The organism is Clostridium sardiniense (genome assembly GCF_050584765.1).
Lineage (GTDB): Bacteria > Bacillota > Clostridia > Clostridiales > Clostridiaceae > Clostridium > Clostridium sardiniense_A.
This window is the reverse complement of record NZ_JBNOOR010000001.1, coordinates 773,957-799,417: the sequence shown is the minus strand read 5'-3', so window position 1 is coordinate 799,417 and position 25,461 is coordinate 773,957. Positions and strand designations below refer to the sequence as shown.

Below are 25,461 nucleotides of genomic sequence, written 5' to 3'. Positions count from 1 at the left end.
TCAATACTTTTTGTTACGTTTATTAAAAATAGATAAATTTTTTATAAACGTATATTCACTTGAAATATTTTTTAATAATATGTGTTTCTGTATTTTTTCCTCTGCACCTTATATTATTTTCCTCTACATCTTACATATAGTACTTTCATAAATATAATTTTATAAATATAATTTTATAAGCAATTAATAATAATTTTATTAATACAAATAATATAGATTAACAGTAGGGAGTGAGAAATTTTTATGATAAAATCTTTTTTAGCTAAAATAAATTTAAATACAAAATCAATGCTTAAATATGGAACAATCGCTAATTTAACAGTTTTATTAATAATAGTTCTATTAGGCGAAGATAATGTCATGTTAGCATTCCCAATAACATTGACAGCTATTGCATTATCTTTCGAAAATTTAAATATAAAACCAATATACAAAATTATAAGATTGCTACTTATTGATTGCCTATTAGTAACATTATCATTCATATCTTCTTTATATCCTTATACTGGTATAATAATAAATTTCATAACCATATTTTTTATATCTTATTTTTTAACAGTTAGATATAACCCTAAAATATATAAGCCATTTATAATGCTCTATGTTTTTACATCATTCTCTACTCCGGCTTTATCTTCATATATAAATAGATTACTAGTTATATTTCTTGGTATTTTTATTGTTGTAATGTTTATTCTTATCTCTTCTCTCTTCAATAAAAAAGAGTTTATAAAAGATACTCTATGCCACCCACTATCACTATTTAGTGAACAACTTAACTCATTAAGTAATGGACTCTTTGATGAAAAAATTTATTCAAATATATCAAAGGAACTAAGAGGACTTTGTTATAAAATATATACAACACGATATAGAAATAATTTAACTACTAATTTAGGAAAAATAAATTTTGATATATATATTATCTTAGGAAAGCTACATATTTATTTAAAAGAATTCTCTTTAAATAATAACTATAATAATAATTTTTCTTTAGAACTTAGGGTATTTTTTGGAGAACTTAAAATATTAATAGATTCTATACTTAAAAAAATTGAAACAGATGACTCTTCTGAAAATATACTAAAAGATTTAGATATATTTATCTCTCTATATTCTGATATATCATACTATAATTATTTAATATCTATTTTAAAAGAACTTCAAAATTCTATAAAAGAACTATATAGCTTAAATAAAAAAGATATTAATAAGAAATATATTACTTGGAAAAGGTCTGATATTGATAGGATTAAAAACTATTTTATAAATAATTTTTATTTTGGATCAATTAGACTTAATTTTGCCCTTAGAATTTCTATAACCCTTTCTTTAACTATCTTTCTAGGTAATATTTACTCTATATATAAATTTATTTGGGTGGCAATCACAATAATGTCTGTAATGCAGCCCTATTATGAAGATACAATAAGTAAAGGAAAAGAAAGATTGAAGGGAAATTTTATAGGAATATTTTTTCTAATAACTGTATTAACTATTTCAGATAATAAATATTTAACTATGATAATATTAGTTATTTCTCTTTATTTAACATATGGATTTAAGGAATATTATAAGCTTTCAACTTTTACAGCTATGGCATCCATATCTGTAGCCTCCTTAAGTACTTCACTTAATGTTATAGCTATACATAGAATTATATTTATATTATTAGGTGTTATTATCGTTATAATTGCTAATAAATTTTTATTTCCTTATAAACTTAAAACAGGAATATATCATTTAATTACAAAGTTGTTTAAATATAATTATTTCTTAATAGATGCTTATATTAAGGATAACCAAATAAGAATAAGAGATTTAATAATATTATCTACTCTTTCCTCTGATAAATTATATATGAGAAACTTAGAATTTAAAGATAACCGTGTAAATTTAATAATTGAAGAAACTAATAAAACATTTATAAATATCGGATATAATGAACTTATTTTAAAAAAGGAGCATCAAAGTTGATGCTCCTTTCAGGTGTATATAATAATATAAGTCAAAAGATTAGATGACATCTTCTGTTTCTATCTTATTACCCTTTTTATCTAATTCTCTAATCCATTTTTGTGCAATTCTTTCTTCGTGTTTCTTGAAGTGTTCATATTTTTTAACTTCTTTTAATGAGTGTTTTAACTTCTTATCAAGCTCCTTAGTTTCTAAATCACAATCTTGGAACTCTGCATATATTTCTCTTAAAGCTTTCATTTCAGCTCTCTTGTCTTTAACACCCTTTAGATTTTCTAAAACTCTCTTTAATTCTTTCTTCTTACTTGTAAGCTTAGGATCTTTTCCTTCTTCTGCTATTGCAAGTAATACTTCTAATCTCTTTTTAAGATGTTTTGCTGTTATATCTTGAAATGTATCCTCTATTCCAAAGCTTCTTAAAAATTCTTTAAATTCTTTGATGGTTTCATCATCTTCTCCTGATAAAATCTTTTCAATTTCTAATTCACTAACTTCCTCTACTACCATTTTGTATTCCTCCTAATAACTCTTAAGATAAATACTAATGATTCAATCTAGATTCTACTCTCTAGCCTCAACCTTTAGTGTCTATCTACCTTCTATGTTCTTAATTTTACTCTTTTGGAAATACAAAAATGTGATTTTAATCACATTTGAAATTAATGATGTATTAAGTGTGTAACAATACAAGGTATTTTTACTATAAATAATTAACTATTTAAATGTACTGTATATTTTAAAGACTATATCTAAAAAACTTATAAATATTTCTCTACTATTTTATATAAAAAGAACCATTTTAACCCTCTATAGTTAAAATGGTTCTTTTTCCTACTATCTTTTATGCTTCCTATGAGATTTTTCATTACCGTACCCATTATCATTTGATGAATTGTTCATATTTTGCATAAACATATCCATAATCCTTTTCATATCTTCTTGGTTTATATTGTTAGGATTAATATTGTTTAAATTCATATTATTTGGGTTCATGTTATTTGGATTGATGTTATTTTGGTTCGTGCTATTTGAATTCCTACTTCTATTATTTGAATTCCTACTCCTGTTATTTGACCTTCCATTTCCATTTCCAGTTCCATTTCCATTGTTAGGATTCATATTTCTATTCATGTTATTCATAGGATTCTGATTACCCATCCCATTCATATTCCCCATCATATTCATCATCATATTCATTAATGGATTTTGCCCTTGCATGTTTGATCCTTGCATATTATTCATCTGAGGCGGCATAGAATTTCCCATGCCTCCCATAGAATTTCCCATGCCTCCCATAGGATTTCCCATACCACCCATAGGATTCATACCTCCAAGCAGCATATTCATGAGTGGATTTCCTCCCATACCTCCCATAGGATTTCCCATACCACCCATAGGATTTCCCATGCCTCCAAATAGCATATTTAGTAATGGATTCATACCATTCATATTTATTATCCTTTATATATTAATTCTCTCTATAATATATTTGGTTTTAATTGTTTTTGCTACATTTCTTTTATTTACTTTAATATTAATTGAATAAGTGATTTTTGAATTTCTTCTGAATATTTTCCGCTTCTAAATTCCTTAACTACATCTTCTTTTTCTTCATTTTTCAATCTATCTTTCACACATTCCGGAAACTCTATATACTTATCTATTATATTAAATTCATTATCAACTCTTAATATAGTTGGTATTCTACTCTCTCCAAAATTACTTTCTAAAAATTCTTTGTAATTTTCGGTTTTAAAGAACTTAATATTTATATTTTTATTCAATTCTTTAAGTCCTAATAATATAGGTATTGCAGTTGCAGCATCACCACATCTAGTTTCTGAAAATACTGCAATTTTAACTTCTTTATCTATTTTCTTTAGTTTATCTAAGCCATAATCACAAATCTTAGAAACACCTGCTTGTTTTTTAATCATCTCCATTTGCTCTGAAGTTGCTTCTTCTAAAAATTTATTATAATCTACTCCGTCGTTAAAATTCATATAAACACCCTTTCTGTAATTTATTATTAATAAGAATATCACTCACAGTATTAGGTTTCAACAAATTTTGTTTTTATATACTAAAAAAAGCTTGCATCAAAATTGATACAAGCTTATAAAATACTATGCTAATTCTAATGCAACTTTCATCATATTAGTAAATGCATTTTGTCTTTCTTCTGCTGTTGTTAATTCACCAGTAAATGGACAATCTGATATTGTTAATATACATAAAGCGTTTACACCAGCTCTAGCAGCATTCATATAAAGTCCTGCTGACTCCATTTCTACAGCAAGCACTCCCATCTTTTGCCACTTCTTTAATCCATCTAATCCTTCTTCTCCGTAGAATACATCACTTGATAATATATTTCCTACTTTAACATTTACATTTAAGTTTCTAGCTGAATTAACTGCCTTTTCTAATAATTCATAACTTGCAGTTGGTGCAAATGTTCCTGGTAAATTAAATTGACTTGCAAAGTTTGAATCTGTACATGATCCCATTCCTATTACAACGTCATGTAATTTTAGATCTTCTTGAATAGCTCCTGCTGAACCTATTCTTATAAGATTCTTAACTCCATAAAAATGTATTAATTCATAAGTATATATTCCTATTGATGGAATTCCCATTCCAGTTCCTTGTACTGATATTCTCTTTCCTTTGTAAGTTCCTGTATATCCATACATTCCTCTTACAGTATTATATTGAACAGGGTTCTCTAAGAAAGTTTCTGCTATATACTTAGCTCTTAGTGGATCCCCTGGTAGAAGCACTGTTTCTGCTATGTCTCCTAATTTGGCATTATTATGTGGTGTTGGTACTAATTGTGTCATAAAACAATTCCTCCTTTGATTTTCTGTTGTTATTATAGCACATTTATAATAATTTGAAAACCTTTTCCGATTTCTTCATAATAAATCTCTCACTAAAACCTAGCGAGAGATTCTTTTGTTTATATAGGCTATATTAATTTTCTTCTAATATCTTTTCAGTTATATCTTCTTCGCAAACTTCTTTATCTAAATTTCTTTTTACTGTATATTCATCTAAATTTACATCATCTAATTTAACTACTTTTGATTTGTATTTTATCTTATAATAAGACCATAAAATAATAAATAATGGTATACCTATATAAGATGAAATTATACCCATCCATTCTATTCCTTCTGGTTTAATATAAGCAAACCCTTGACCTACAATAACTACAGCACAAAGTAATAATGCTATTATTGGACCTACTGGGAACATTTTAGCCTTATATGGTAAATCTTTTAGGTCTCTTCCTTGATGTATATAAGCTCTTCTAAATCTATAGTGACAAGCTGCGATCCCAAGCCAAGCTATAAACCCTGCAAGTCCTGATGCTGCAACAAGCCAAACATAAACTGTACTTTCTGCATAAATCCCTGTAAGGAAACAAGCTGATGCAATAATTGTAGTTAGTATTATAGCATTTATAGGAACTCCTCTTTTATTTAATTTTGCAAATACCTTTGGTGCCATTCCATCCTTTGCCATAGCATATAACATTCTACTTGATGCATACATTCCTGAATTACCAGCTGATAAAACTGATGTTAAAATAACTGCATTCATAAGGGATGCTGCACCTGCAATACCTGCTTTTTCAAACACCATAGTAAATGGACTTGTGCTAACGCCAGCTTGTGATGATGGTATTATCAGTCCAATAACAATTATTGTTCCTATATAAAATATAAGTATTCTCCAAAAAATTGTATGTACTGCTTTTGGAATTGTCTTCTCTGGATTTTCTGATTCTCCAGCTGCAATACCAATAAGTTCTGTACCTTGAAATGAAAATCCTGCAATTAAGAATATTGAAAAGATTGATTTAAAACCTCCAACAAACGGTCCTCCATTTGCATATATATTCTTAAATCCAACTGCGTCCCCATTCATAATACCAAATATCATAAGTACTCCGACAACTATAAATACAATAACTGTAACAACCTTAATTCCTGCAAACCAAAATTCTGATTCTCCATATGCTTTTGCAGATAAAAGATTTAATCCAACTATTAATACTAAGAAAATACTACTCCAAATTATACCTGGAACATTTGGAAACCAATATTTCATAACAAGAGATCCTGCAACCATCTCTGTAGCAATTGTTATTGCCCAGTTATACCAATAATTCCAACCTAGTGCAAACCCTAATGCTGGATCAATAAACTTAGTTGCATATACACCAAAAGAACCTGATACTGGCATATATGTTGCCATTTCTCCAAGGCTAGTTATTAAGAAATAAACCATTATTCCAATTATCCCGTATGCAGCTATAGATCCACCTATTCCTGCTATATGAATACTATCTCCCATAGCAAGAAATATTCCTGTACCTATAGATCCACCAAGTGCAATCATATTTAAATGCCTTGCCTTAAGACCTCTTTTTAACTCATTATTTTCTGAATCACTCATTTAAACTCCTCCTTAGTTTATAACAAAAACAAAACCCTGAGGAAAATATCACTCAGGGTAATAAGTCTAACTGTATTAATAATACGTATATAAACTAATTAGGACCTTTGAATGATAGCTCTCCACAAAATTTTTGTGACAATCTAATACATATTATGCATTAGACCAGCAATACAACCTTAAAGCATCAGTTGCATACTTCGGCAAATTTACCTTTCCTATTACTTCATTGTGCTTACCTCATTAATAGTACTATTTAAATTTGCACCTCTACCTCAAATATTATACATTTTTGTTTCTGTGTTAATTATGATACAAATTATTTAAAAACTCAATATAGTCATTACTTTATTATTATTTTATTTACATTTAAACTCTATAATATATTAATAAATTATCATTTTGAAAATGTTTTTATCTTTTCATTCTCTAACTTTTAAGTATATTTATGCATTATTCTTTCATATGAAATTCCTCTATTTCTTTTTGTTCATTATATAGTCACACAAATACCATTTTTATCTACAATGAAAATTATTTTCCTGTTGCTTGAAATTAACTCCTATACAATAAAACCTCCTTAATTAATAAGGAGGTTCTTTTCTTATCTTGTTGCTATTAAAAATTTAGTTTTTATTCCTTGTGCTGTAAACATTTCTTCATGCTCTGTTTTAACATTTCCTTCAAAACCACTATTGTGAAGATCATATGTTATGTATTTTATATTTAATCCACTCTCTTTAAAATACTCTAAAGATTCTTCAAATAACTCATCATCATCTGTTTTAAACCATATCTCACCGTTACTTGTAAGGAATTTTTTATACTTTTCTAATTGTCTAGTATGAGTAAGCCTTCTCTTCTTATGTCTTTCTTTTGGCCATGGATTGCAGAAATTAATATATATTCTTTCTATACTATCCTCTTCTCCAAGTATTTCATCAATTAATAAAATTTCTTGTGCCATAAGTTTAACATTATCTAAACTTTCTCCTAGCTCTTCAAAAGCTTTTTCTATATTTCTTTTTGCTAATACTAAAACTTCATCTTTTATATCTATAGCTATATAATTAATATTCTTATTGTGTGATGCATGTACTGCCATAAATGTACCTTTTCCGCATCCAAGTTCTAAATAAATAGGTTGTTCTTTTTTATAAGAATTACTCCATTTTCCTTTTAATTCTTTTGGATCTACTATGAAAAAGTCACATGCTTCTAACTCTGGTCTTGCCCAAGGCTTTCTTCTCATTCTCATCTTTGTGTTCACTCCATTTTTATAATTATCATTCCTATTATACATATTTTAAATATTATTAACAATAGAAATTAAAATTACTTATTATTTATAAGATTTTTAAGTTCTTTAAAGTGAGTATGCTCTTTATTGTACTTTGCATGTGGGAAAGCTTTTAAAACTCTTCTATTTTGTTTTGCTTCATTTTTAAGTGAATCTAATTTTATCATAAGCTTATTTAGCATATCTATATTTTGTCCATTATTTTTTCTAGTAGCAATTTCAATCTTAATCTTTTCAAATTCAGCTTCTGTAAATTGCTTAAATTCTATATTTAGATCCTTTAAGTCACCCTTAATATTTTTAAGTCTAGCTAAATGCTCCTTTAAATGAATTAAATGTGCTACTGTAAATATTAAATCTGTAATAAATATTATAGTTATAACAGCTGACAATGGGTATATTATACTTGATGGTATACTACTTATAGAATCTCTAAGCATAGGTTCTAATACCTCTACTATAAAAAGAGCTAATATTCCAAAGAATATGGAATTTTTAAGACAAACTCTACCATTTATATTAAATTTATAAGTAGAATAGTCCCACCACTTCATATGAAATAATTTTTCAAGAACATAAGATGTTATATATTCTAATATAGATGCTAATATCATCCCTCCAAAAAACACTTTAATTGGATTATTACCTATTCCATGAAGAAATTTAACTACTATAACTCCTCCAAATCCATATATAGGACAAACTGGACCATATAAAAACCCTCTATATGTAAATTTTTTATCTATTATAAAACAATAAATTGTTTCAGCAAGCCATCCTAAGAAACTAAAAATCGTAAAATATATTATTATTTCCCTCAAAATAAAATCACCTCCATTATATATAATTATATACCTATGAAGGTGATTTATGTTTAAGGATTCTGTTAATTTTGTTTTCTATTCCAATAGTCAGCTATACTATCTTTTAACTTTTTAAACTGCTCCCCATATATGTTGGATCTCATATCTGGGAATGCTCTCATTAATCTATTTTGTATACTTGATTTAAGTTGCATTTTCTTAAAATTATTATAAGTATCTTCAAATTTAAATTTAAAATTCTTAATATCTTCTGTCATCTTAAGCTTATTAAAAACTTTATTAAATTCAATATCATTAAATTTATCCATTGAAATCCCTAAACTTTTTAATTCTACATTAATTTGTGTAATTTTTCTAAGCATCTCATTCATATCAACTAATGAAGTAACTGTAGCAATTATATCTACAATAAATATAATAATTATAATTGCAGCAGATATAAATACGTATTTATCTGGTATTAATGAAATTTTCTCTATAACAAATGGATTAAGAATCTTAATTAAAAATAATGATAAAAATCCAAATATAACTGAATTTAATACACAAATACGACCCTTATAGTTTAATTTATAATTTGAATAATCCCACCATTTAAGGTCAAATGCGTTTTCTAATATAACAGCAGTGATATATTCTATTGCTGTAGTTATAATTACTGCCATTACAAAAAGCAATAACATATTTCCTTTAAATCTATCTAATAACCATATTACTAACATTGCACCAAATCCATATACTGGACATACAGGACCATTTAAAAATCCTCTATTTACCCATACCTTATCTATAGCTGCGCAATATATACATTCACATATCCACCCTAAGATACTATAAACTGTGAAATATAAAATTAAATACGCCATACCTCTATCTCCTAATCTCCTTTTTTTTGTTTTATTGTTAATTATGTTAATTTTTCTTTAATTTGAACTCCCTTTATAATACACTTTTTAATACTCAAATTCAAACAATGAAGCAAAAATAAAGGAAAATTTAAGAAATCTAAAGAAAGTATAAAAAATTAAAAGGAGTATTCATATACTCCTTTCTTCTATCTTTCTTCAAATATAGCTATACCAAGGGCTCCTGGGCCTGTATGAATTCCCATTGCAGCACCAATTTCCTCTAATGATATTTCCGTTATATTAGGGATATCTTTTACTGAATCATAAAAGTTCTTTGCTTCCTCATCAGCATCACCTGATAATACCCAAACTCTACATTTACCTTTAGCTAGATATTCATCTAATATTTCTTTCATCTTTGAAATAGCTTTTTTTCTTCCTCTTGCTTTCATATAATTATATAGCTCGCCTTCATCATTTGATGACACTATCGGCTTTAGATGTAACATTTCACCAATAGTCCCAGCTACTTTTCCTATTCTGCCACCTTTTTTTAAATACTCTAAAGTTGCAAAAGTTATATATCCATGAGTACGCTTTCTTATATCTTCAAGCGAACTTAATATTTCCTCTAAAGGCTTGTCCTCTTTTATGAGTTTTGCAGTTTCTATAGCAATTACACCTTGAGGATATCCTAATGTTCTTGTATCAAAAAAGTGAAAGTTCAATTCATGATGAGCTTCACATATTAATCTTATACTATTATATGTGCCTGATAACTTACTTGAAACAGTTATTACTATGGCATCAGTATAACCCTCATTTTTAAGTCTCTCTATTAAATCTTCAGTATACTTTAAATCTGGAAGTGATGTAGTTGGTACTTCTTCCTCTAAATTTGCATACATTTCCTTGGGAGTGATTGTAATTTTATCTAGAAATTCTTTATCCTTGTATATTATTCTCATTGGTAATAATTCAATATTATATTCTTTTAATGTAGCTAAACTTAAATCACAGCTACTATCAGCTATTAACGCAATTTTCTTCAAAAATCATTCCTCCTCTTTTGTTATTTAAAATAATATCACAATATTCACACTTTAACAACATTTCCAGTATGTTTTTGTTGTTTTTTGTCTTATATTGATACATATCGGATATTTTCCAGTTCAAAAATAAGAACTTATTTTAAATAAACACTCTCTAACCCATTATAATCTAAAAACCTCTTATCGCTTATATTATCTTGCCTATTAACTATATATTAATCTTTTAAAATAACTACATTGCGAATAAAATATTGTCATTACTTCCACTAATCCAATGTTATCACACATATATATCTTCAATAAAAATTATATTTGAACAAAGTGTTAATGAGGGCATTAACAAACGTTTACTTAATATAAAATTCTTCTGTAGTTCTATGAATCTTTATTGCATCTTGCATTTAATTTTCAGTTATATATTCAAGTTCAGCTAACAAATTTCATAATCACTTTTTTACTATTCATATAATTAAATAATATTTTTCCTAATATAATAAAAAAGTGTAGAAAATTAAATTTCTACACTTTTTATAATAATTAATAAGCAATTATTTCTATACCATCTTCTGTAACTAAAATTGTATGTTCCCATTGTGATGAAAGAGATCCATCTTCTGTTATTGCAGTCCAATCATTATCTTCATCAACAAATACACCATACTCACCTTGATTTATCATTGGCTCTATAGTAAATGTCATACCTGGTACTAGTACCATTCCTTCTCCTCTATCACCTACATGGGCAACAAATGGATCCTCATGGAACTCTACTCCAACTCCGTGTCCACCAAAGTCTCTAACAACAGAATATCCATTTTTTTCAGCGTGTTCTTGAACTGCTGCTCCAATATCACCTAAGAATCCCCAAGGCTTAACAGCTTCAATTCCTTTTTGAAGACATTCTCTTGATACTTCAACTAATCTTTTAGCTTCCTCTGAAGCATTTCCTATAATAAACATTCTTGATGCGTCTGAATAATATCCATCTTTTATTGTTGATACATCAACATTTATAATATCACCATCTCTTAAAATTATGCTTTCATCAGGTATTCCATGGCATACTTCTTCATTTATTGAAGTACAAACACTCTTTGGAAATCCACCATAGTTTAGAGGGGCAGGTATAGCTCCTTGACTTACTGTATAATCATATACAATCTTATCTATCTCTTCAGTACTCATACCTTCTTTTATTTTTTCTGAAACAAGGTCTAATACTGCATTATTAATTTTTGCACTTCTTCTTATTCCTTCTATTTGTTCTTCATTCTTTATAATATTTTTAGGAGGCATTAAAAATCCTTGTCTTTTTAAAGAATCATACTTTTCATCAAAGTCAGCATGACATTTCTTATATTTCTTTCCACTGCCACACCAGCAATCATCATTTCTATTTATTTTCATCTTTTTACCTCTTTCCTTATCTTTCAAAATAATCTCTTATTCTATATTATATCCATTTCGAATAATTTTTTCAAAAATAATATAATTTAAATTGAAAAAAGGAACTTATAGTTATATGATTACATTTATAGGATCATTTTCAGAAAATTAACTATCGTTTCAAAAATACAATTCAAAATGGATCTAATTTAATTAAAGTATACTAAATTCATTATATCATTTAATTAAAGATGACCATTTAATATAAAAATATAAAAGTAGTAATTACTGCCTCTATATTTTTAAATACAAAGAAAGGATGCTTTAATAGCATCCTTTTTAATTATTCTAATTCGTTATTATATTGTTGATTGAATACACTCTCTTTATCTAATTCTAGTTCAGTACATGCTTGTTCAAAGCTACATCCATTCTCGTCCATGTACTTTGCTACATAACTATCGATATTTGGTATTAAGTTAGTATGCATAATTCTTTGTTCCTCCTTTTATTTAAATACTGAACATTATTGTTCCCTGATAAAAGATTTATATTCTTAATGTAAACATTTAATTACATTATACAGTAAATATTTTGAATATTCACTATATTTTATAAAAAATTATATTTTTATCATTATATGTTTAAAATATTACTTTTGAGAAATAATAAATAATTGAAGTTAGTTCATGTTAAGTTAATATTTATTAATTATTATTTAGTCATCAAACTAATTTAGGAGGATCAATAAATGAGTAAAAAAGCAAAAACAATTATAATAACTGTAATATGTACTATTGCAATATTAGGAGCTGGTGCTGCTTTTACAATTTCAAAAGCAAAAGAAAAAATCGAGCAAAATGTTGATGTTTACCAAACAGCAACTGTAAGTAAAGGTGAATTAAAGGTTTCTGTATCATCATCTGGTATAGTAGTTCCTGAAAATAAAATTAAACCTGATTATGATAATTTAGAGTTTGAACTTACTGTTGATGAAATTGATGTAGTTAATCTAAAAAAAGGTCAAACTGTAAATATTGATATAAACGCATTTCCTGATAAAAAATTCAAAGGGAAAATAGAAAGTATAGCTGATGCTGGTAACACTGTAAATGGAGTTACTACATATGGTGTTACTGTATCATTTGATAAAACTATAAATGGACTTAAAGCTGGTATGACTGGTACTGGAACAATAACAACTGAAAAGAAAGATAATGTTTTATATATTCCAATTGAAGCAATAAATCAAAATGATTCTGGAGAAAATTACGTTATAATTCCTTCAACTAAAGAAGAAAAGATAGTTAAAACAGGAATTCACAATGATGACTCTATCCAAATCACAGAAGGTCTTTCTTCAGGAGATGAGGTGCAACTTCCTACATTAGTAAAGAAGCAAAACACAGGCTTCCCTCCAATGATGAATAGTTCAAAATAAATCTTTAGGAGGATGTTAATTATGAAGCAATATGTTATTGATGTAGAGAATGCTTGTAAAAGCTATACTATGGGGGATGAACATCTTCAAGTGTTAAATAATATTTCTCTTAAAGTAAAAAAAGGAGAATTTGTTGCAATTGTAGGGCCCTCTGGTTCTGGTAAGTCTACCTTTATGAACTTTATAGGATGTTTAGATAAAGTAGATACAGGAGTATATCTTCTAGATGGAGAAGATGTAAGAACACTAAATGATAATAAATTATCTGAAATAAGAAATAAAAAAATCGGATTTATATTTCAACAATTTAATCTCTTAAGTAAGTTATCTGCTCTTGAGAATGTTGAACTACCACTTATTTATAGAGGTATGTCTTCATCTGAAAGAAAGAAACGTTCAATAGAAGCTTTAGAAAAAGTTGGATTGGCTGATAGAAAAAATCATCTTCCTACACAATTATCAGGAGGGCAGCAGCAAAGAGTTGCAATAGCAAGAGCCATTGTAACTGATCCAGAAATACTTCTTTGTGACGAACCTACAGGAGCTTTAGATACAAAAACAAGTAAAGAGATTATGTCCCTTATAAAGGATTTAAATGCTGAAGGAAGAACCATTGTAATGATAACTCACGACCTTGGTGTTGCAGATCAATCAAAAAGAATAATCAGAATTAAAGATGGAACATTATACGAGGAAAGGGCGTGATTATATGGGTATAATACAAAGCTTTAAATTAGCTTTTAAACAACTTCTATCAAATAAGATGCGTTCAATACTTACAATGCTTGGAATAATTATTGGAGTACTTTCAGTAACTCTTCTAGTATCTGTTGCAAATTCAATGACTGAAAGCGTAAACTCTCAAATGACAGATTTAGGATCTAACCTAATAAGTGTTATGGTTACTTCAAAGGATCCAACAGATAAATTATCTTATGATGATTCAAAAAAGTTTAAAGAAATACCAAATATAGATAAAATGTCTGCAGACGTAAACGGAAATGTAGATTTAAGATATGGTGATAATAACAAAATGGTTCCAATCACTGGAACAGATAATAATTTTATTTCTTTGGAAAACAAAAAATTAGAAGATGGTAGATTTATTCTTCCAATAGATGTTGAATATAGTGATAAAATTGTTGTGCTTGGTAATACTATTGCTACTGATATTTTTGGATTTGAGAATCCTATAGGCAAATATGTAAGATTAAATGGTATTAAATATAAGGTAGTTGGTATATTAGCTAAAGATGGCTCTGCTTTAAATTCAACAGACAACAAAATTTATGCACCTATAACTTCAGTTCAAAGACTTATAAAGAATACCTCAGTCTCAACTATGTATTTAAAGGTTAAAGATACTGAAAATATAGATAATACTATGACTGCTATCGAAAGAAAGCTTGATAGAACTTTTGATATTAAAAATTCTGATAAAGATAAGACTAAACCTTATACTATAATAAATCAACAACAAATATTAGATACAATAAAAACAATGCAAGGTACAATGACAACAACTGTTGGTGTTATTGCAGGTATCTCATTATTAGTTGGTGGTATCGGAATAATGAATATAATGCTTGTATCAGTTACTGAAAGAACAAGGGAAATTGGTATAAGAAAAGCGCTTGGTGCAAAGAGAAAAGATATTTTAATTCAATTCTTAATTGAATCTATAGTAATAAGTTTAATAGGCGGAATAATTGGTGCAATTCTTGGAATATTAGGATCGATGGCATTTAACTCAATACTTGGTGTAACATCTGGTATTTCATGGGGAGTTGTATTCTTTGGTCTTGGCTTCTCAATTTTCATAGGTGTAGTATTTGGACTTATGCCTGCAAATAAAGCCTCAAAGCTTCTTCCAATTGATGCTCTACGTTCAGAATAAAATATTATATTTAAAATCTTAAAAGGACTTTATTATATCAAACTAATATATATTTATACACTTATATTAGAAAATTTGATATGATATAGTCCTTTTATTTAAGCTCTTAATCATATATACTAAAAATTATTACTGCATATTAGGAGAAGATTTAATGATTAATATTTTAGTTGTAGATGACGATAAAAATATACGTACACTTTTAAACGAAGTACTTAAAAGAGAAAATTATACTGTAATATTATGTTCTAATGGGCAGGAAGCCTTAGATGCTATAGAAAACAATCAGATAAGTATAGCAATAGTAGATATAATGATGCCTTTAGTAGATGGCTTAGAAGTCACTAAACATATAAAAGAAATACTTGATATACCTGTTTTACTTTTAACTGCTAAGGGTGAACTTAATGATAAAATAGATGGATTTAATAAAGGTGCTGATGATTATCTAGTTAAACCATTTGAAGTTCCTGAGCTTTTACTAAGGATTAAGGCACTTCTTAGAAGGTATAAAAAAATATCTAAAGATATAATATCTTATTGTGATCTTCTTATTAATTTTAAAGAATGCTCTGTAAAAATAAATAATACTCTAATAGACTTTCCTCTTAAGGAATTTCAATTATTATTTAAATTAAGTAGTTTTCCAAACAAAGTTTTTACAAGAAATGAACTTATAGAAGATATTTGGGGTATTGATTATGAAGGTGATGATAGAACAGTTGATGTTCATATAAAAAGAATCAGAGAAAAGTTAGTTTCTAATGATAGCTCAGCTAAAATCACAACTATACGAGGTCTTGGATATAAAATTGAAGGAGATTAATATATGAAAAAATCTATATATTTTAAGTTAGTAAGTATTTTCTTTTGCGTAATTATATCTAGTATAATAGTTTCTTTTTTTATAACATCGTTTATTTACTCATTTAAAATAAAAAATACCTTACAAAAAACTTTAGATAATACCGTTGAAAATATAGAATCACTATATAAAAATAATGATAAAACATCTATAAATTCAATAATTAATATGGATATATTTCATATATCTAATATATCTATTTATGATAAAGATGGTTTAGTTGATGAATTTTCAAAAAATAATTCTCATGTTACCATTCCTAAAGATGAGGTTTTAGAAGTTTTAAATGGTAAAAAGAATAATTTAAATATAAATTATAGTACTTACCTAGACTCTTCAAATAAATATTTTGCATCATCTTTCAAAATTGATGATAAGGATTATGCATTGTTTATTAAACCTATTAACATGTTTAATGCTCTTGGAATTCATAAATGGGTCTTTTTAAATCTATCTATAGTTTTAATTCTTGGCACAATTTCTTATATGATAGTTGCTAAAAATATTGTTAAGCCTATAAAGGCCATAACCTTGGCATCAAAGTACGTAAGTAATGGTAGCTATGATGTTCAAGTTGAAAATTATAGAAAAGATGAGCTTGGTGAACTTATAAATACATTTAATTATATGACTTCTGAGCTTAATAAAACTGAAACTATGAGACAAGAATTCGTATCTTCTGTTTCTCATGAAATTAGAACTCCCCTTACTACTATAAAGGGATTTTCAACACTTCTATCTTATGATACCTTAAGCGTAGGCGATAGAAAATATTATTCTAATATTATTAATGAAGAGACAAGTAGATTAAGCTTACTTAGTGAAAATCTTTTAAGGTTATCATCATTAGATAACATGCATGACAATATAAAAAAAGATGATTTCTTTATTGATGAAGAGATACGAAAAAGCATTCTATCTTTAGAAAGTAAATGGTCTAGCAAAAATATCACCTTTGAACTTAACCTTCCAAAGTCTAATATTACTGGCGATAAAGATCTACTCTTTCATGTATGGACTAACCTTATTGAAAATGCTATTAAATTTTCAAATGAAGGTTCTATAATAAATATTTCTTTAGAAGAGACTACTGACTATATTAATATTATTTTTGAAGATTATGGAATCGGAATTTCTAAGGAGCATATTAATAGAATCTTTGAAAGATTTTATAAAAGTGATTCTTCAAGAAATACAAATGGAACTGGACTTGGACTTTCTATAGCTTCAAAAATCATATCTATTCACGGTGGAGAGATTAATGTTAAGAGTGAATTAAATAAAGGAACTACCTTTATAATAAAGCTTCCAATCACCTATAAAAATAAGCACTAACTATAAAAATTAGTGCTTATAAACTACTATATTAAATATTTAATTTATATTTAAATTTCCATCCTCTAATACTTCAACATTTACGATAGTATCATCATTTTCATTTACTATAACTATTTCATTTTTCCCATTTTCTTCTTTTAAATCTCCTAAAAATGATTTTAATTTCCATCCATTACTTAATTTTATTTCTCTCATATACTTAACACCCCAAAATATTTATTAGCTACTATCTTTACAAACTTTCGTCATAAGTGCCATGCATATTATAATATATATTGTTAAAATAATCCATAACAAATTTTATTTTTCTATCATCATAGTCCATTTGTCTATGTCCTTAAAACCTAGTTTTTTATAAAGTTTTCCCGCTATAGGGTTATCATAAAATAAACATAGAGTTTTTCCTTCTTTTAGCATATCTTTACACAGTTTACTTAAACATTTAGTTACTAACCCTCTATTTCTACATTCTTCTTTTGTTGCAACAGCTACAATCATTCCAGACCTTGAATTTTCTGCAGTAGTTTGAACATTTGCAATAATAGCCTTTTTTTCATTCTCAATATAATATGTCCTACCTGATTTGCTTCTCATATTCTCTAAAAATTGTTCTTCTGAAGTTCCTGATATATCGCGGAACTCTTTTATTCCATTGACAAAATCGCATATTCTTTTTGAATCATTTTCTGTTGCTACCTTTATACTATCATCATATCCTTTTAATCCGTGTTCATCCTTAAGCTCACAAAAGCTTGTTTCTTTAATTTCAAATTCTTTGAAAATATCTTTGAAATCTTCTATAATACTAGATTTACCTGATATAACCTTATTTCTACAATCATTACATCTTATGATATTTTTGAAGCATTCAACATCGCTATCAAACTTATCGTAATATGCAATATAATTTTCATAGTACTTTAAGAAAACTCCCTTTAATTTATTTTCTTCATCAAAACTTCCCCATACAGTCATAAATTTTTTTTCAAATCCATGATTCTCAATATCTCCTATAATAAATAAATTTATAGAAGCTTCTCTATATAAAAATTTTAAAGCGCTATTTCTATCATCTTCATTCAATTTTCTTATCATATCTATGCCCCCTAATATATTCAATTTTCTTATTATTTTTATTTTATCATTACCACTTATTAATTAACACAATTTCCCATGTTATATATCCCTTTTTTTATTAAAAAATGAAGCATTATTATAATATAAAATTTGTCCATAGGTAGAATACTACTACTGTAATGAATTTTAAGGAGATGATTTTATGAAGTATCAGAATGAAAGAATCTACTCAAAAACAAATTATAATGCCAATGGATCAAAACACCCTCAACGTTGGTCAAAGAATACATTTACGACCACTACAAAACAACCTGGAATAAACGAAAGTGGAATTGATGCTAAAAACAGAGGTTTTTAAAAAATAATAAAACACCACTATTTTAAATAGTGGTGTTTTATTATTTAAAACTATATATCTTAAATTTCCATTTCCATTCTTCTATTTCTTGTAATCATACCTAATGATTCATAGAAATATCTTGCACTTTCATTAAATTCCCATACAGTTAACTGTAATGAAGATAAACCTAATTCTTTAGCGTATTCCTTTATATAACTAAATAAAATTTTTCCTATTCCTCTTCTTTTATAATTTGATTTCACACAAAACTCCTCAATGTATCCATAATATTTATTTTTTGTAAATAACAAACATTTATTGTTTATAACATTTAAAATGCTGTATGCAACTATCTCATTAGTACATAAATCTATTGCTATAAATACATCAGTAGTTCTACACCTTAATAATTCGTAAAATTCATTTCTTGTAATAGGATCTTCTGTAAAATCATATAAATCTGGTCTTGCTTTAGCATGTATATCATTTATTTCTACTACAAGACTTTTAATCTCTTCAAAATTCTCTTCCTTAGCTTTTCTAATTCCTATCATATAATCTATTCCTCCCATAGAATTAAGTCTATAAATACTATGTTTTAATAATAGAAAATATAAATAAGTTTATAGAAAATATTTTTATATAAACTAAAAACTTTAGAAATATGAATCTAAAGTAAAAGCTAATATTAATTTATATAAAATAAATGGAGCCTAGCGACCGGCGAAAGTCACACTAGGCTCCGTAATTAGCACTTTACGTACCAACTGCTCATTTAATATAACATTAATATATTATTTTTGCAACATTTTTTTATTTATTTCTTTAAAATTAGCGTTATTTTACACCAACATTACAATTATACCATACTATTCCATATATTATAACACTATAATATATACAACATATAGTATATACTGGAATAAAAGGAGTGATTTGCTATGAAGAAACTTCTTAATAATATTTTTGTAATATTAATTTTATTTACTATTGCTTTATTTTTAATTCCTACTTTATATCATTTAAAAGGTTTTAATAACTCATTAATGGATGGTCCAATTATATATTATACTTCTATTTTATTTGTACTATTCTTTTCTTCAAAAGTAGTGTTAACATTAATCGAAGCTAGTAAAAAACATAATAATTAAAACAATTAAATCTAACATAAAAACTAGTAGCATATTTATAAAGAGATAGTCAAACTTTCGACTATCTCTTTATACTTATTAATTATTTTCTATATCTTTTTGCATATCCACATCTTTTACATAAATCTTCTACTGCACATCTTCTTGAAAAGCCATCATATAGATTTATTGCTCTATCACTATTTAATATATCTTCTAAATCTTCTTTAAATATATTTCCAAGTTCTATATTACCTTCACTATCTAAGCAGCAAGGAACCACTGTACCATCTACTAAGACTCCCATTTGATCTCTTAATCCATAGCAAAACATTTCGCAATCCGTACTAAGTTTATCTATATCTGGCCATTCAAACTTTTCAGCCATATTTAAATAAACTCTATCCCAAAGCTTTATTCCTCTAACATTCTTAAGAGATTCTTTTAAGTCTATTTCAAGTCCTAATTTTGACTCTATCATATTTATTATATCTTTATTGTACTTATTACTTCCTCTTAGCTCATCACTATCCATATTCCAAAGCCTTGTTGATGTAATAACCTTACTCTTGTCCCTTGCCTCTAATATAAAACTCATTACATTATCTATATATTCTTCTAGAGATATATTATTATCAGATATATTATTATCATTTGCTTCAAAACTATGAAGAGATATATTAACCTGTCTAAGAGCCTTTGACTCTAGTAATATATCTTTAACATTATTTATTAATGTCCCATTTGTAGTTATATTTACTTTTAATCCATTTTCATAACTTATTTCTAAGAATCTTTTTAAATTAGGATTTAAGAATGGTTCACCCATTAAATGAAAATATATATAATCAGTGTATGGCTTTACCTGTTTTATTACTTTAACAAATGCCTCTTCATCCATAAACTGCAACTTTCTACTTGTCTTTGGACAAAAATTACAGCTCAAATTACATACATTAGTTATCTCTATGTATACTTTTTTAAATCTTTTCATACGTATTCTCCTAGTTTTAATAATTTAAACTTCTATTACTCATTATATTTTATTTTAAGGTTATTTAACAGATTAAAATTTTTATATAATAAAATCATTTAAATTCTTATAAAAAATATTATAATTTATAATAAATTAAAAGCAACCTAGCTATTTTATTCTAGATTGCTTTTAAATCTTCCGCTCTTCTTCTTCTTCTTCTAACATAATTTTTCTTTAAACTTACTATACCACCGTTTTACCGATGCCCTTTCTCCAATATTTATTCTTTTATAAACTATATTTAAAGGTAATACCTTGTTATCATTTACTTCTAAGAATATTGTCTTCCCATCATTTTCTTCCCATACGCCACCAATATTTTTACTAATAACTTCTCCAAGATATCCACCAAATGCCATAGATAAATCTAATATTTTATCATTATCAAATTGAGTATTTTCATTTGCTTTATGAAATACTTCTAATATATCATCTAGCCATACTAAACTATCTTCTGAAAAGTCAAGTTTTACTCCTAAGTTATCTTTTGAAAAAATTACTGCTCTAAGGGATGCTTCTTTAAAAATTCTTTCTAATCTCTCCATATTTATGAATACACCTTCTTCCTCATATGCTTAAAGGAGGAAACCTTAAAAGAAATCTAAACTTTTAAGATGCCCTCCTTAATAATAAGTATATTCATTTATATTTATTAAGTACCATATATTATATATTTAATAACTTAAAAACCCTTTTCTAAAAGAATATTTTTTACTTTTCCCTTAAGTTCATCCTGTTCTATATCATACTTTTTAAACCTATCTGATGACTTTTCTATAAATGTTTGTAATGAAGTTGCAACTGCCTGTAAATTTTCTAACCCTTCTTTACTTCCATCTTCTCTAACTTTACTAAGATAATATTGTAAATCTTCTGGTGTATTAGCTTTCATTTCATCACATAATGAAACTATAGCATTTTTACACTTTGTTCTAGCCGCTAATTTTTCATCACTTTGATCCATTGAATACCCTAATTCACTACTTATATTATTAAACTGAAGACTTAACTGCGCTTCAGTCTGTGCCATTAAAGTTATATATTTAGGTCTATTAATATATCTATCATACATTTTATATCCTAATATACTCAATAACGTACCTATTATTACTATAATTATTGCTATTAAAATTAACTTTTTATTCTTTGTAGGTTTTCTTTTATTACTATTTTCTATCATTTTTTCTTCTATTATGTCTCCCTATTATGTAAATTTATCTTATTTAACTACATTTATATTATTCTTCTTCCAGTACTACCTTAAAATAAAACATGGTTATACTCTCACAATAATATGGTGTTAGCCATAAAAACCCTACTCCGAATGATAAAATCGATAGAATAGCCCATCCTATAAATGAAAGTTGTAGCTTAAATAATCTCCACTTTTTACCTCTCATCAGTATTATAGAGTCTCCTAAACTCTTAAATATACCATTACCTTCAATAATTAAAAATGGTACAGCAAAATAAAATAATACTATAATTGTAATTATAATCATGCTTACTATAAATATAATTCCTAAATAAGGTATAATAGCATTTATACTAAATAACTTATTGAAATCAAGTGCTATAAATCCTAAAGTTCCTATAATTAACAAACAAAACATTAGTAGATAAATTATAAAAACAATTACAAAAAGCATAAATTCCATTCCAAAATATCTTAAAAAGACTTTTATATTTGGAAACCCTCTTTCTATATTAATTTCCTTAGTCTTATAAAAATTTATATAAAATGCTTTACTAAAAGTTCCTAGCATTGAACTTATCGCTAAACTAATTAAAGATCCTAAATAAACTTCCTTAGTAAAATGCTTAACAACAAATACTATTATAAAAATTACTAAAGTAATTAATGCTAACTTAAGCCACTTCCCCCTTAAATCTGATCTAGATTGCTCTCTTATTTCTTTACTTATCATTAGTTATCCCCCTATTTTATATTTCTTAAAAAAATCCTTTTATATTATACATTTTTCTATAAAAATAAGCAAATTATTCCATAATGAATATATTTATTCAATAATATAACAAAAGTCGCTCCTTAAAATGAAGCGATTAAAATAGGTTTATATATTACTTTGTAATTTATTTATATGATATTTAGAGAAATAGATAGAGTAGCTATTTCTCTAAATATTCAAAACTGCAATTATTGCTGTATAAATTAAATATTAATTCATCATCAATATAAAATTCAAATCTTCCTCTACATGCTAAATTCTCCTGTATTATCCTCGACATATTCCCCTTCTCTGGAGCTAATAGATTTTGTGCACTATTGTTTGTAAAGTGAACTTTCAATTTATACTTCCCTCTTTTTAAGCAAACAGATTTATCACTACAATTAACTATTTTTACTCCATTATATGTAGCTAATCTATATTCCTCGCCCTCATAATATACACTACATATGCAACCTCTAAAATTCATTCCCATAAATGGAATATCCGCAATAGACACCATTATTGAACATTCATGATTTTCAAAGCAATTACACTGTATCCATAAATATTCTTTAGGAAATGAACTTCCCCAATCCTTCTCTATATATCCTACTCCATCTTTAAAATCCATTTCCTTATCATTTAGCTTTATACTCCCAGTTAACTTATGATATAGACTTATAACTCCATGATTACACTCCATAAATGGGATTTCACGAAATGGTCCCATAATGTCATATTCTATAGGGGTAAGTTCCTTATAATTAATTTTCCCTCTAATAGATATGTCTCTATCCTCTATATTTATCTCAATACCTTCTTTTGAAAAAATACTTTTCCCAATTTGTATTTCTAGCTCATCTTTACTACATTTAAAATCTAAAAATGAGTATTTAATATTATAAGAATTTGTATTTGTTATCACTTGAATAAATGCTGATTTATTTCCATCTTTATCAATATTTATTCCAGGTATAAAGGCTATAGTGTTCTCATTTTTTTGATGCTTAAAATACCATCCTTCAAAAAAGTTCTTTCTCTTATGTTCACCATGAAAATTAATCATCTACAAGTCCTTTAATTGCAGGACCTCCTATTAATCGTCCTTTATAATCAAATCTTGATCCATGACATGGACAATCCCATGTTAATTCATCTGCATTCCAATGAAGCTGGCATCCTAAGTGAGAACATTTTGTTGATACAATAAATTCTTTTCCCTCTTTATTTTTGTAAACACCAACCTTATCTCCATTATATTCAACAATTCCAGCATGACCATTTTGAATATGTTCTATTTGACTACTTGGAATATATATTTTTTGTGCAATAAAGTTTTTAGCTGTTTCACTTATATCTTTAGCAACATTATTTATTGACGCTGACAAATCAAATCTTTTTGGAGAAAATATTTCCGAAAAATCATTTTCTTTTTCTAAGATCATATCTGATATTATCATGGCTGATACCATAGAACTTGTCATTCCCCATTTATTAAATCCTGTAGCAACATATATATTAGGTGTATCATCAGAATATCTACCTATATAAGGTATTCCATCTATAGTCATACAATCTTGAGCTGACCAATGATACTTTTCTTTTGACTTTGGAAATAATTCTTTTGAAACTCTTCTTAACTCATCATAGCTTCCGCCAGTTTCATTATCTCCTGTTCTCTGCTTTATACCACCTAACAATAGTAAATCTTTATACATTCTAAAGGAGTATCCGCTCTCGTCAACATCTATATACATACCATCAATATCTTTTACATTTTCTAAAGCTATGACATAGGATCTTTCTTGATGCATTTTCAAAAAGTAATATCCAGGTTCATTCATTATTGGATAATGTGTTGCTATAATTATACTATTTGCATTTATCTCTCCCCTATCAGTAAATACTGAGTTTTCTCTAATTTCTACTGCCCTCGTGTTTTCATAGATAATTAAATCCTTTGAAATATTCTCTAAAAATTTAAGTGGATTAAACTGTGCCTGATTATTAAACTTAACAGCTCCATTAACTTTAAAAGGCAGATTAGTCTCTTCCACAAATTCAGCATTAATTCCAACTCTATTAGCTGCTTCTACCTCTTCTTTAAGAATGTCTGTTTCATCTAGAGAATATACATATGATGCCTTCTCTTCAAAGTCGCAGTCTATTTGTCTTTCTTCAATAATTTCTTTGTATTTTTTTATAGCAAGTTCATTTGCTTTTGCATATTGCCTAGCCTTTTCTTCTCCAAATTCTGATATTAATTTATTATAAATTAAATCATGTTGAGATGTTATCTTTGCAGTAGTATTTTTCGTATTTCCACCTACTGTTTCAGCTCCATCAATTAAAACTACATCTCTACCATTTTGCTTTAACATATATGCAGTTAATATTCCTGCTATTCCAGCTCCAATAATTAAAATATCTGTTTTTATATCTTTACTTAGAACTTCCCTTCCTCTGAACTTACAACTTTCACTCCATACAGATTCCATAAAATCACCTCATTTTTATTATTCCATTTTTAT

The 25,461-nt window shown here is 26.9% G+C and carries 28 protein-coding genes and 1 riboswitch; of the genes, 8 read left to right on the top strand and 20 right to left on the bottom strand.

All coding sequences use genetic code 11. The features are described 5' to 3' along the window. Positions 1-243 precede the first annotated feature (243 nt). Positions 244-1,977 (top strand): FUSC family protein, encoded by a 1,734-nt coding sequence (locus ACQPUW_RS03880; protein WP_430836185.1) that lies wholly within the window; start codon positions 244-246, stop codon positions 1,975-1,977. A gap of 39 nt (positions 1,978-2,016) precedes the next feature. On the opposite strand, the gene ACQPUW_RS03875 is transcribed toward ACQPUW_RS03880, so the two are convergent. The 11 genes from ACQPUW_RS03875 to ACQPUW_RS03825 form a co-directional block, all read right to left on the bottom strand. Beyond that, entirely contained in the window at positions 2,017-2,484 is a 468-nt protein-coding gene (locus ACQPUW_RS03875; RefSeq protein WP_430836184.1) for a hypothetical protein, read from the bottom strand. Positions 2,485-2,811: 327 nt separating this feature from the next. Next, entirely contained in the window at positions 2,812-3,426 is a 615-nt protein-coding gene (locus tag ACQPUW_RS03870) for a hypothetical protein (RefSeq protein ID WP_430836183.1), read from the bottom strand. 74 nt (positions 3,427-3,500) lie between these two features. Beyond that, a complete protein-coding gene (locus tag ACQPUW_RS03865; protein WP_430836182.1) occupies positions 3,501-3,980 on the bottom strand; it encodes a thioredoxin family protein in 480 nt (159 codons plus the stop codon). A 123-nt stretch (positions 3,981-4,103) separates the two neighbouring features. Continuing rightward, positions 4,104-4,820 carry a purine-nucleoside phosphorylase gene (deoD, locus tag ACQPUW_RS03860; protein WP_430836181.1) on the bottom strand — a complete coding sequence of 239 codons (717 nt, stop codon included), beginning with the start codon at positions 4,818-4,820 and terminating at the stop codon, positions 4,104-4,106. 133 nt (positions 4,821-4,953) lie between these two features. Continuing rightward, entirely contained in the window at positions 4,954-6,444 is a 1,491-nt protein-coding gene (locus tag ACQPUW_RS03855; RefSeq protein WP_430836179.1) for an amino acid permease, read from the bottom strand. A gap of 107 nt (positions 6,445-6,551) precedes the next feature. After that, positions 6,552-6,725: riboswitch (Lysine riboswitch) on the bottom strand. A gap of 323 nt (positions 6,726-7,048) precedes the next feature. Further along, positions 7,049-7,702, bottom strand: a complete 654-nt coding sequence (gene trmB / locus ACQPUW_RS03850; protein ID WP_430836178.1) for a tRNA (guanosine(46)-N7)-methyltransferase TrmB — start codon at positions 7,700-7,702, stop codon at positions 7,049-7,051. Between the two features lie 77 nt (positions 7,703-7,779). Next, positions 7,780-8,565, bottom strand: coding sequence for a putative ABC transporter permease (locus tag ACQPUW_RS03845; RefSeq protein ID WP_430836177.1), 786 nt, complete (start codon positions 8,563-8,565; stop codon positions 7,780-7,782). A 65-nt stretch (positions 8,566-8,630) separates the two neighbouring features. Beyond that, positions 8,631-9,434: a putative ABC transporter permease gene (locus ACQPUW_RS03840; RefSeq protein ID WP_430836176.1), complete on the bottom strand. Its 804-nt coding sequence runs from the start codon at positions 9,432-9,434 to the stop codon at positions 8,631-8,633. Between the two features lie 188 nt (positions 9,435-9,622). Next, complete coding sequence (locus ACQPUW_RS03835; RefSeq protein ID WP_430836175.1) at positions 9,623-10,468, bottom strand: DegV family protein; 846 nt, start codon at positions 10,466-10,468, stop codon at positions 9,623-9,625. A gap of 537 nt (positions 10,469-11,005) precedes the next feature. Further along, positions 11,006-11,875, bottom strand: coding sequence for a methionyl aminopeptidase (locus ACQPUW_RS03830; RefSeq protein WP_430836174.1), 870 nt, complete (start codon positions 11,873-11,875; stop codon positions 11,006-11,008). 322 nt (positions 11,876-12,197) lie between these two features. After that, positions 12,198-12,344, bottom strand: a complete 147-nt coding sequence (locus tag ACQPUW_RS03825; protein ID WP_430836173.1) for a hypothetical protein — start codon at positions 12,342-12,344, stop codon at positions 12,198-12,200. 261 nt (positions 12,345-12,605) lie between these two features. Here ACQPUW_RS03825 and ACQPUW_RS03820 point away from each other — a divergent pair, with 261 nt between their 5' ends. The 5 genes from ACQPUW_RS03820 (at position 12,606) to ACQPUW_RS03800 (ending at position 17,392) form a co-directional block, all read left to right on the top strand. Continuing rightward, positions 12,606-13,295, top strand: a complete 690-nt coding sequence (locus ACQPUW_RS03820) for an efflux RND transporter periplasmic adaptor subunit (protein WP_430836172.1) — start codon at positions 12,606-12,608, stop codon at positions 13,293-13,295. Positions 13,296-13,316: 21 nt separating this feature from the next. After that, positions 13,317-14,000: an ABC transporter ATP-binding protein gene (locus ACQPUW_RS03815; protein ID WP_430836171.1), complete on the top strand. Its 684-nt coding sequence runs from the start codon at positions 13,317-13,319 to the stop codon at positions 13,998-14,000. 4 nt (positions 14,001-14,004) lie between these two features. Then, positions 14,005-15,192 carry an ABC transporter permease gene (locus ACQPUW_RS03810; protein ID WP_430836170.1) on the top strand — a complete coding sequence of 396 codons (1,188 nt, stop codon included), beginning with the start codon at positions 14,005-14,007 and terminating at the stop codon, positions 15,190-15,192. A 154-nt stretch (positions 15,193-15,346) separates the two neighbouring features. After that, positions 15,347-16,018 (top strand): response regulator transcription factor, encoded by a 672-nt coding sequence (locus ACQPUW_RS03805; RefSeq protein ID WP_430836169.1) that lies wholly within the window; start codon positions 15,347-15,349, stop codon positions 16,016-16,018. Between the two features lie 3 nt (positions 16,019-16,021). Beyond that, positions 16,022-17,392: a HAMP domain-containing sensor histidine kinase gene (locus ACQPUW_RS03800; protein ID WP_430836168.1), complete on the top strand. Its 1,371-nt coding sequence runs from the start codon at positions 16,022-16,024 to the stop codon at positions 17,390-17,392. A 39-nt stretch (positions 17,393-17,431) separates the two neighbouring features. On the opposite strand, the gene ACQPUW_RS03795 is transcribed toward ACQPUW_RS03800, so the two are convergent. Further along, positions 17,432-17,590: a hypothetical protein gene (locus ACQPUW_RS03795; protein ID WP_430836167.1), complete on the bottom strand. Its 159-nt coding sequence runs from the start codon at positions 17,588-17,590 to the stop codon at positions 17,432-17,434. 105 nt (positions 17,591-17,695) lie between these two features. Next, the gene (locus ACQPUW_RS03790; RefSeq protein WP_430836166.1) at positions 17,696-18,490 is read right to left on the bottom strand and encodes a GNAT family N-acetyltransferase; all 795 of its coding nucleotides are present in this window, start codon (positions 18,488-18,490) and stop codon (positions 17,696-17,698) included. Between the two features lie 184 nt (positions 18,491-18,674). Here ACQPUW_RS03790 and ACQPUW_RS03785 point away from each other — a divergent pair, with 184 nt between their 5' ends. Then, positions 18,675-18,830 (top strand): hypothetical protein, encoded by a 156-nt coding sequence (locus tag ACQPUW_RS03785; protein WP_430836165.1) that lies wholly within the window; start codon positions 18,675-18,677, stop codon positions 18,828-18,830. A gap of 59 nt (positions 18,831-18,889) precedes the next feature. Here ACQPUW_RS03785 and ACQPUW_RS03780 read toward each other — a convergent pair whose 3' ends face one another. Continuing rightward, entirely contained in the window at positions 18,890-19,366 is a 477-nt protein-coding gene (locus tag ACQPUW_RS03780; protein WP_430836164.1) for a GNAT family N-acetyltransferase, read from the bottom strand. A gap of 387 nt (positions 19,367-19,753) precedes the next feature. On the opposite strand from ACQPUW_RS03780, the gene ACQPUW_RS03775 reads away from it, so the two are divergent. Then, entirely contained in the window at positions 19,754-19,963 is a 210-nt protein-coding gene (locus tag ACQPUW_RS03775) for a hypothetical protein (RefSeq protein ID WP_430836163.1), read from the top strand. Positions 19,964-20,045: 82 nt separating this feature from the next. Here ACQPUW_RS03775 and ACQPUW_RS03770 read toward each other — a convergent pair whose 3' ends face one another. The 6 genes from ACQPUW_RS03770 to ACQPUW_RS03745 form a co-directional block, all read right to left on the bottom strand. Next, positions 20,046-20,936: a radical SAM/SPASM domain-containing protein gene (locus tag ACQPUW_RS03770; protein ID WP_430836162.1), complete on the bottom strand. Its 891-nt coding sequence runs from the start codon at positions 20,934-20,936 to the stop codon at positions 20,046-20,048. A 200-nt stretch (positions 20,937-21,136) separates the two neighbouring features. Next, positions 21,137-21,523, bottom strand: coding sequence for a hypothetical protein (locus ACQPUW_RS03765; protein ID WP_430836161.1), 387 nt, complete (start codon positions 21,521-21,523; stop codon positions 21,137-21,139). A 137-nt stretch (positions 21,524-21,660) separates the two neighbouring features. Next, on the bottom strand, positions 21,661-22,158 hold the full coding sequence (locus ACQPUW_RS03760; protein ID WP_430836160.1) for a hypothetical protein: 498 nt from the start codon (positions 22,156-22,158) through the stop codon (positions 21,661-21,663). Positions 22,159-22,216: 58 nt separating this feature from the next. Further along, positions 22,217-22,906, bottom strand: coding sequence for a DUF975 family protein (locus ACQPUW_RS03755; RefSeq protein WP_430836159.1), 690 nt, complete (start codon positions 22,904-22,906; stop codon positions 22,217-22,219). A 202-nt stretch (positions 22,907-23,108) separates the two neighbouring features. Continuing rightward, the gene (locus tag ACQPUW_RS03750; RefSeq protein WP_430836158.1) at positions 23,109-23,996 is read right to left on the bottom strand and encodes a tocopherol cyclase family protein; all 888 of its coding nucleotides are present in this window, start codon (positions 23,994-23,996) and stop codon (positions 23,109-23,111) included. Continuing rightward, positions 23,989-25,428: an FAD-dependent oxidoreductase gene (locus tag ACQPUW_RS03745; protein ID WP_430836157.1), complete on the bottom strand. Its 1,440-nt coding sequence runs from the start codon at positions 25,426-25,428 to the stop codon at positions 23,989-23,991. The genes ACQPUW_RS03750 and ACQPUW_RS03745 overlap by 8 nt, the downstream gene beginning before the upstream one ends. Between the last annotated feature and the right edge of the window lie 33 nt (positions 25,429-25,461).

Bases quoted from the DNA above. Each gene is read 5' to 3' on its own strand.
- ACQPUW_RS03880 (WP_430836185.1), top strand. From the start codon at position 244: ATGATAAAATCTTTTTTAGCTAAAATAAATTTAAATACAAAATCAATG.
- ACQPUW_RS03875 (WP_430836184.1), bottom strand. From the start codon at position 2,484: ATGGTAGTAGAGGAAGTTAGTGAATTAGAAATTGAAAAGATTTTATCA.
- ACQPUW_RS03870 (WP_430836183.1), bottom strand. From the start codon at position 3,426: ATGAATGGTATGAATCCATTACTAAATATGCTATTTGGAGGCATGGGA.
- ACQPUW_RS03865 (WP_430836182.1), bottom strand. From the start codon at position 3,980: ATGAATTTTAACGACGGAGTAGATTATAATAAATTTTTAGAAGAAGCA.
- deoD (WP_430836181.1), bottom strand. From the start codon at position 4,820: ATGACACAATTAGTACCAACACCACATAATAATGCCAAATTAGGAGAC.
- ACQPUW_RS03855 (WP_430836179.1), bottom strand. From the start codon at position 6,444: ATGAGTGATTCAGAAAATAATGAGTTAAAAAGAGGTCTTAAGGCAAGG.
- trmB (WP_430836178.1), bottom strand. From the start codon at position 7,702: ATGAGAATGAGAAGAAAGCCTTGGGCAAGACCAGAGTTAGAAGCATGT.
- ACQPUW_RS03840 (WP_430836176.1), bottom strand. From the start codon at position 9,434: ATGGCGTATTTAATTTTATATTTCACAGTTTATAGTATCTTAGGGTGG.
- ACQPUW_RS03830 (WP_430836174.1), bottom strand. From the start codon at position 11,875: ATGAAAATAAATAGAAATGATGATTGCTGGTGTGGCAGTGGAAAGAAA.
- ACQPUW_RS03825 (WP_430836173.1), bottom strand. From the start codon at position 12,344: ATGCATACTAACTTAATACCAAATATCGATAGTTATGTAGCAAAGTAC.
- ACQPUW_RS03820 (WP_430836172.1), top strand. From the start codon at position 12,606: ATGAGTAAAAAAGCAAAAACAATTATAATAACTGTAATATGTACTATT.
- ACQPUW_RS03815 (WP_430836171.1), top strand. From the start codon at position 13,317: ATGAAGCAATATGTTATTGATGTAGAGAATGCTTGTAAAAGCTATACT.
- ACQPUW_RS03810 (WP_430836170.1), top strand. From the start codon at position 14,005: ATGGGTATAATACAAAGCTTTAAATTAGCTTTTAAACAACTTCTATCA.
- ACQPUW_RS03805 (WP_430836169.1), top strand. From the start codon at position 15,347: ATGATTAATATTTTAGTTGTAGATGACGATAAAAATATACGTACACTT.
- ACQPUW_RS03800 (WP_430836168.1), top strand. From the start codon at position 16,022: ATGAAAAAATCTATATATTTTAAGTTAGTAAGTATTTTCTTTTGCGTA.
- ACQPUW_RS03795 (WP_430836167.1), bottom strand. From the start codon at position 17,590: ATGAGAGAAATAAAATTAAGTAATGGATGGAAATTAAAATCATTTTTA.
- ACQPUW_RS03790 (WP_430836166.1), bottom strand. From the start codon at position 18,490: ATGATAAGAAAATTGAATGAAGATGATAGAAATAGCGCTTTAAAATTT.
- ACQPUW_RS03785 (WP_430836165.1), top strand. From the start codon at position 18,675: ATGAAGTATCAGAATGAAAGAATCTACTCAAAAACAAATTATAATGCC.
- ACQPUW_RS03780 (WP_430836164.1), bottom strand. From the start codon at position 19,366: ATGATAGGAATTAGAAAAGCTAAGGAAGAGAATTTTGAAGAGATTAAA.
- ACQPUW_RS03775 (WP_430836163.1), top strand. From the start codon at position 19,754: ATGAAGAAACTTCTTAATAATATTTTTGTAATATTAATTTTATTTACT.
- ACQPUW_RS03770 (WP_430836162.1), bottom strand. From the start codon at position 20,936: ATGAAAAGATTTAAAAAAGTATACATAGAGATAACTAATGTATGTAAT.
- ACQPUW_RS03765 (WP_430836161.1), bottom strand. From the start codon at position 21,523: ATGGAGAGATTAGAAAGAATTTTTAAAGAAGCATCCCTTAGAGCAGTA.
- ACQPUW_RS03760 (WP_430836160.1), bottom strand. From the start codon at position 22,158: ATGATAGAAAATAGTAATAAAAGAAAACCTACAAAGAATAAAAAGTTA.
- ACQPUW_RS03755 (WP_430836159.1), bottom strand. From the start codon at position 22,906: ATGATAAGTAAAGAAATAAGAGAGCAATCTAGATCAGATTTAAGGGGG.
- ACQPUW_RS03750 (WP_430836158.1), bottom strand. From the start codon at position 23,996: ATGATTAATTTTCATGGTGAACATAAGAGAAAGAACTTTTTTGAAGGA.
- ACQPUW_RS03745 (WP_430836157.1), bottom strand. From the start codon at position 25,428: ATGGAATCTGTATGGAGTGAAAGTTGTAAGTTCAGAGGAAGGGAAGTT.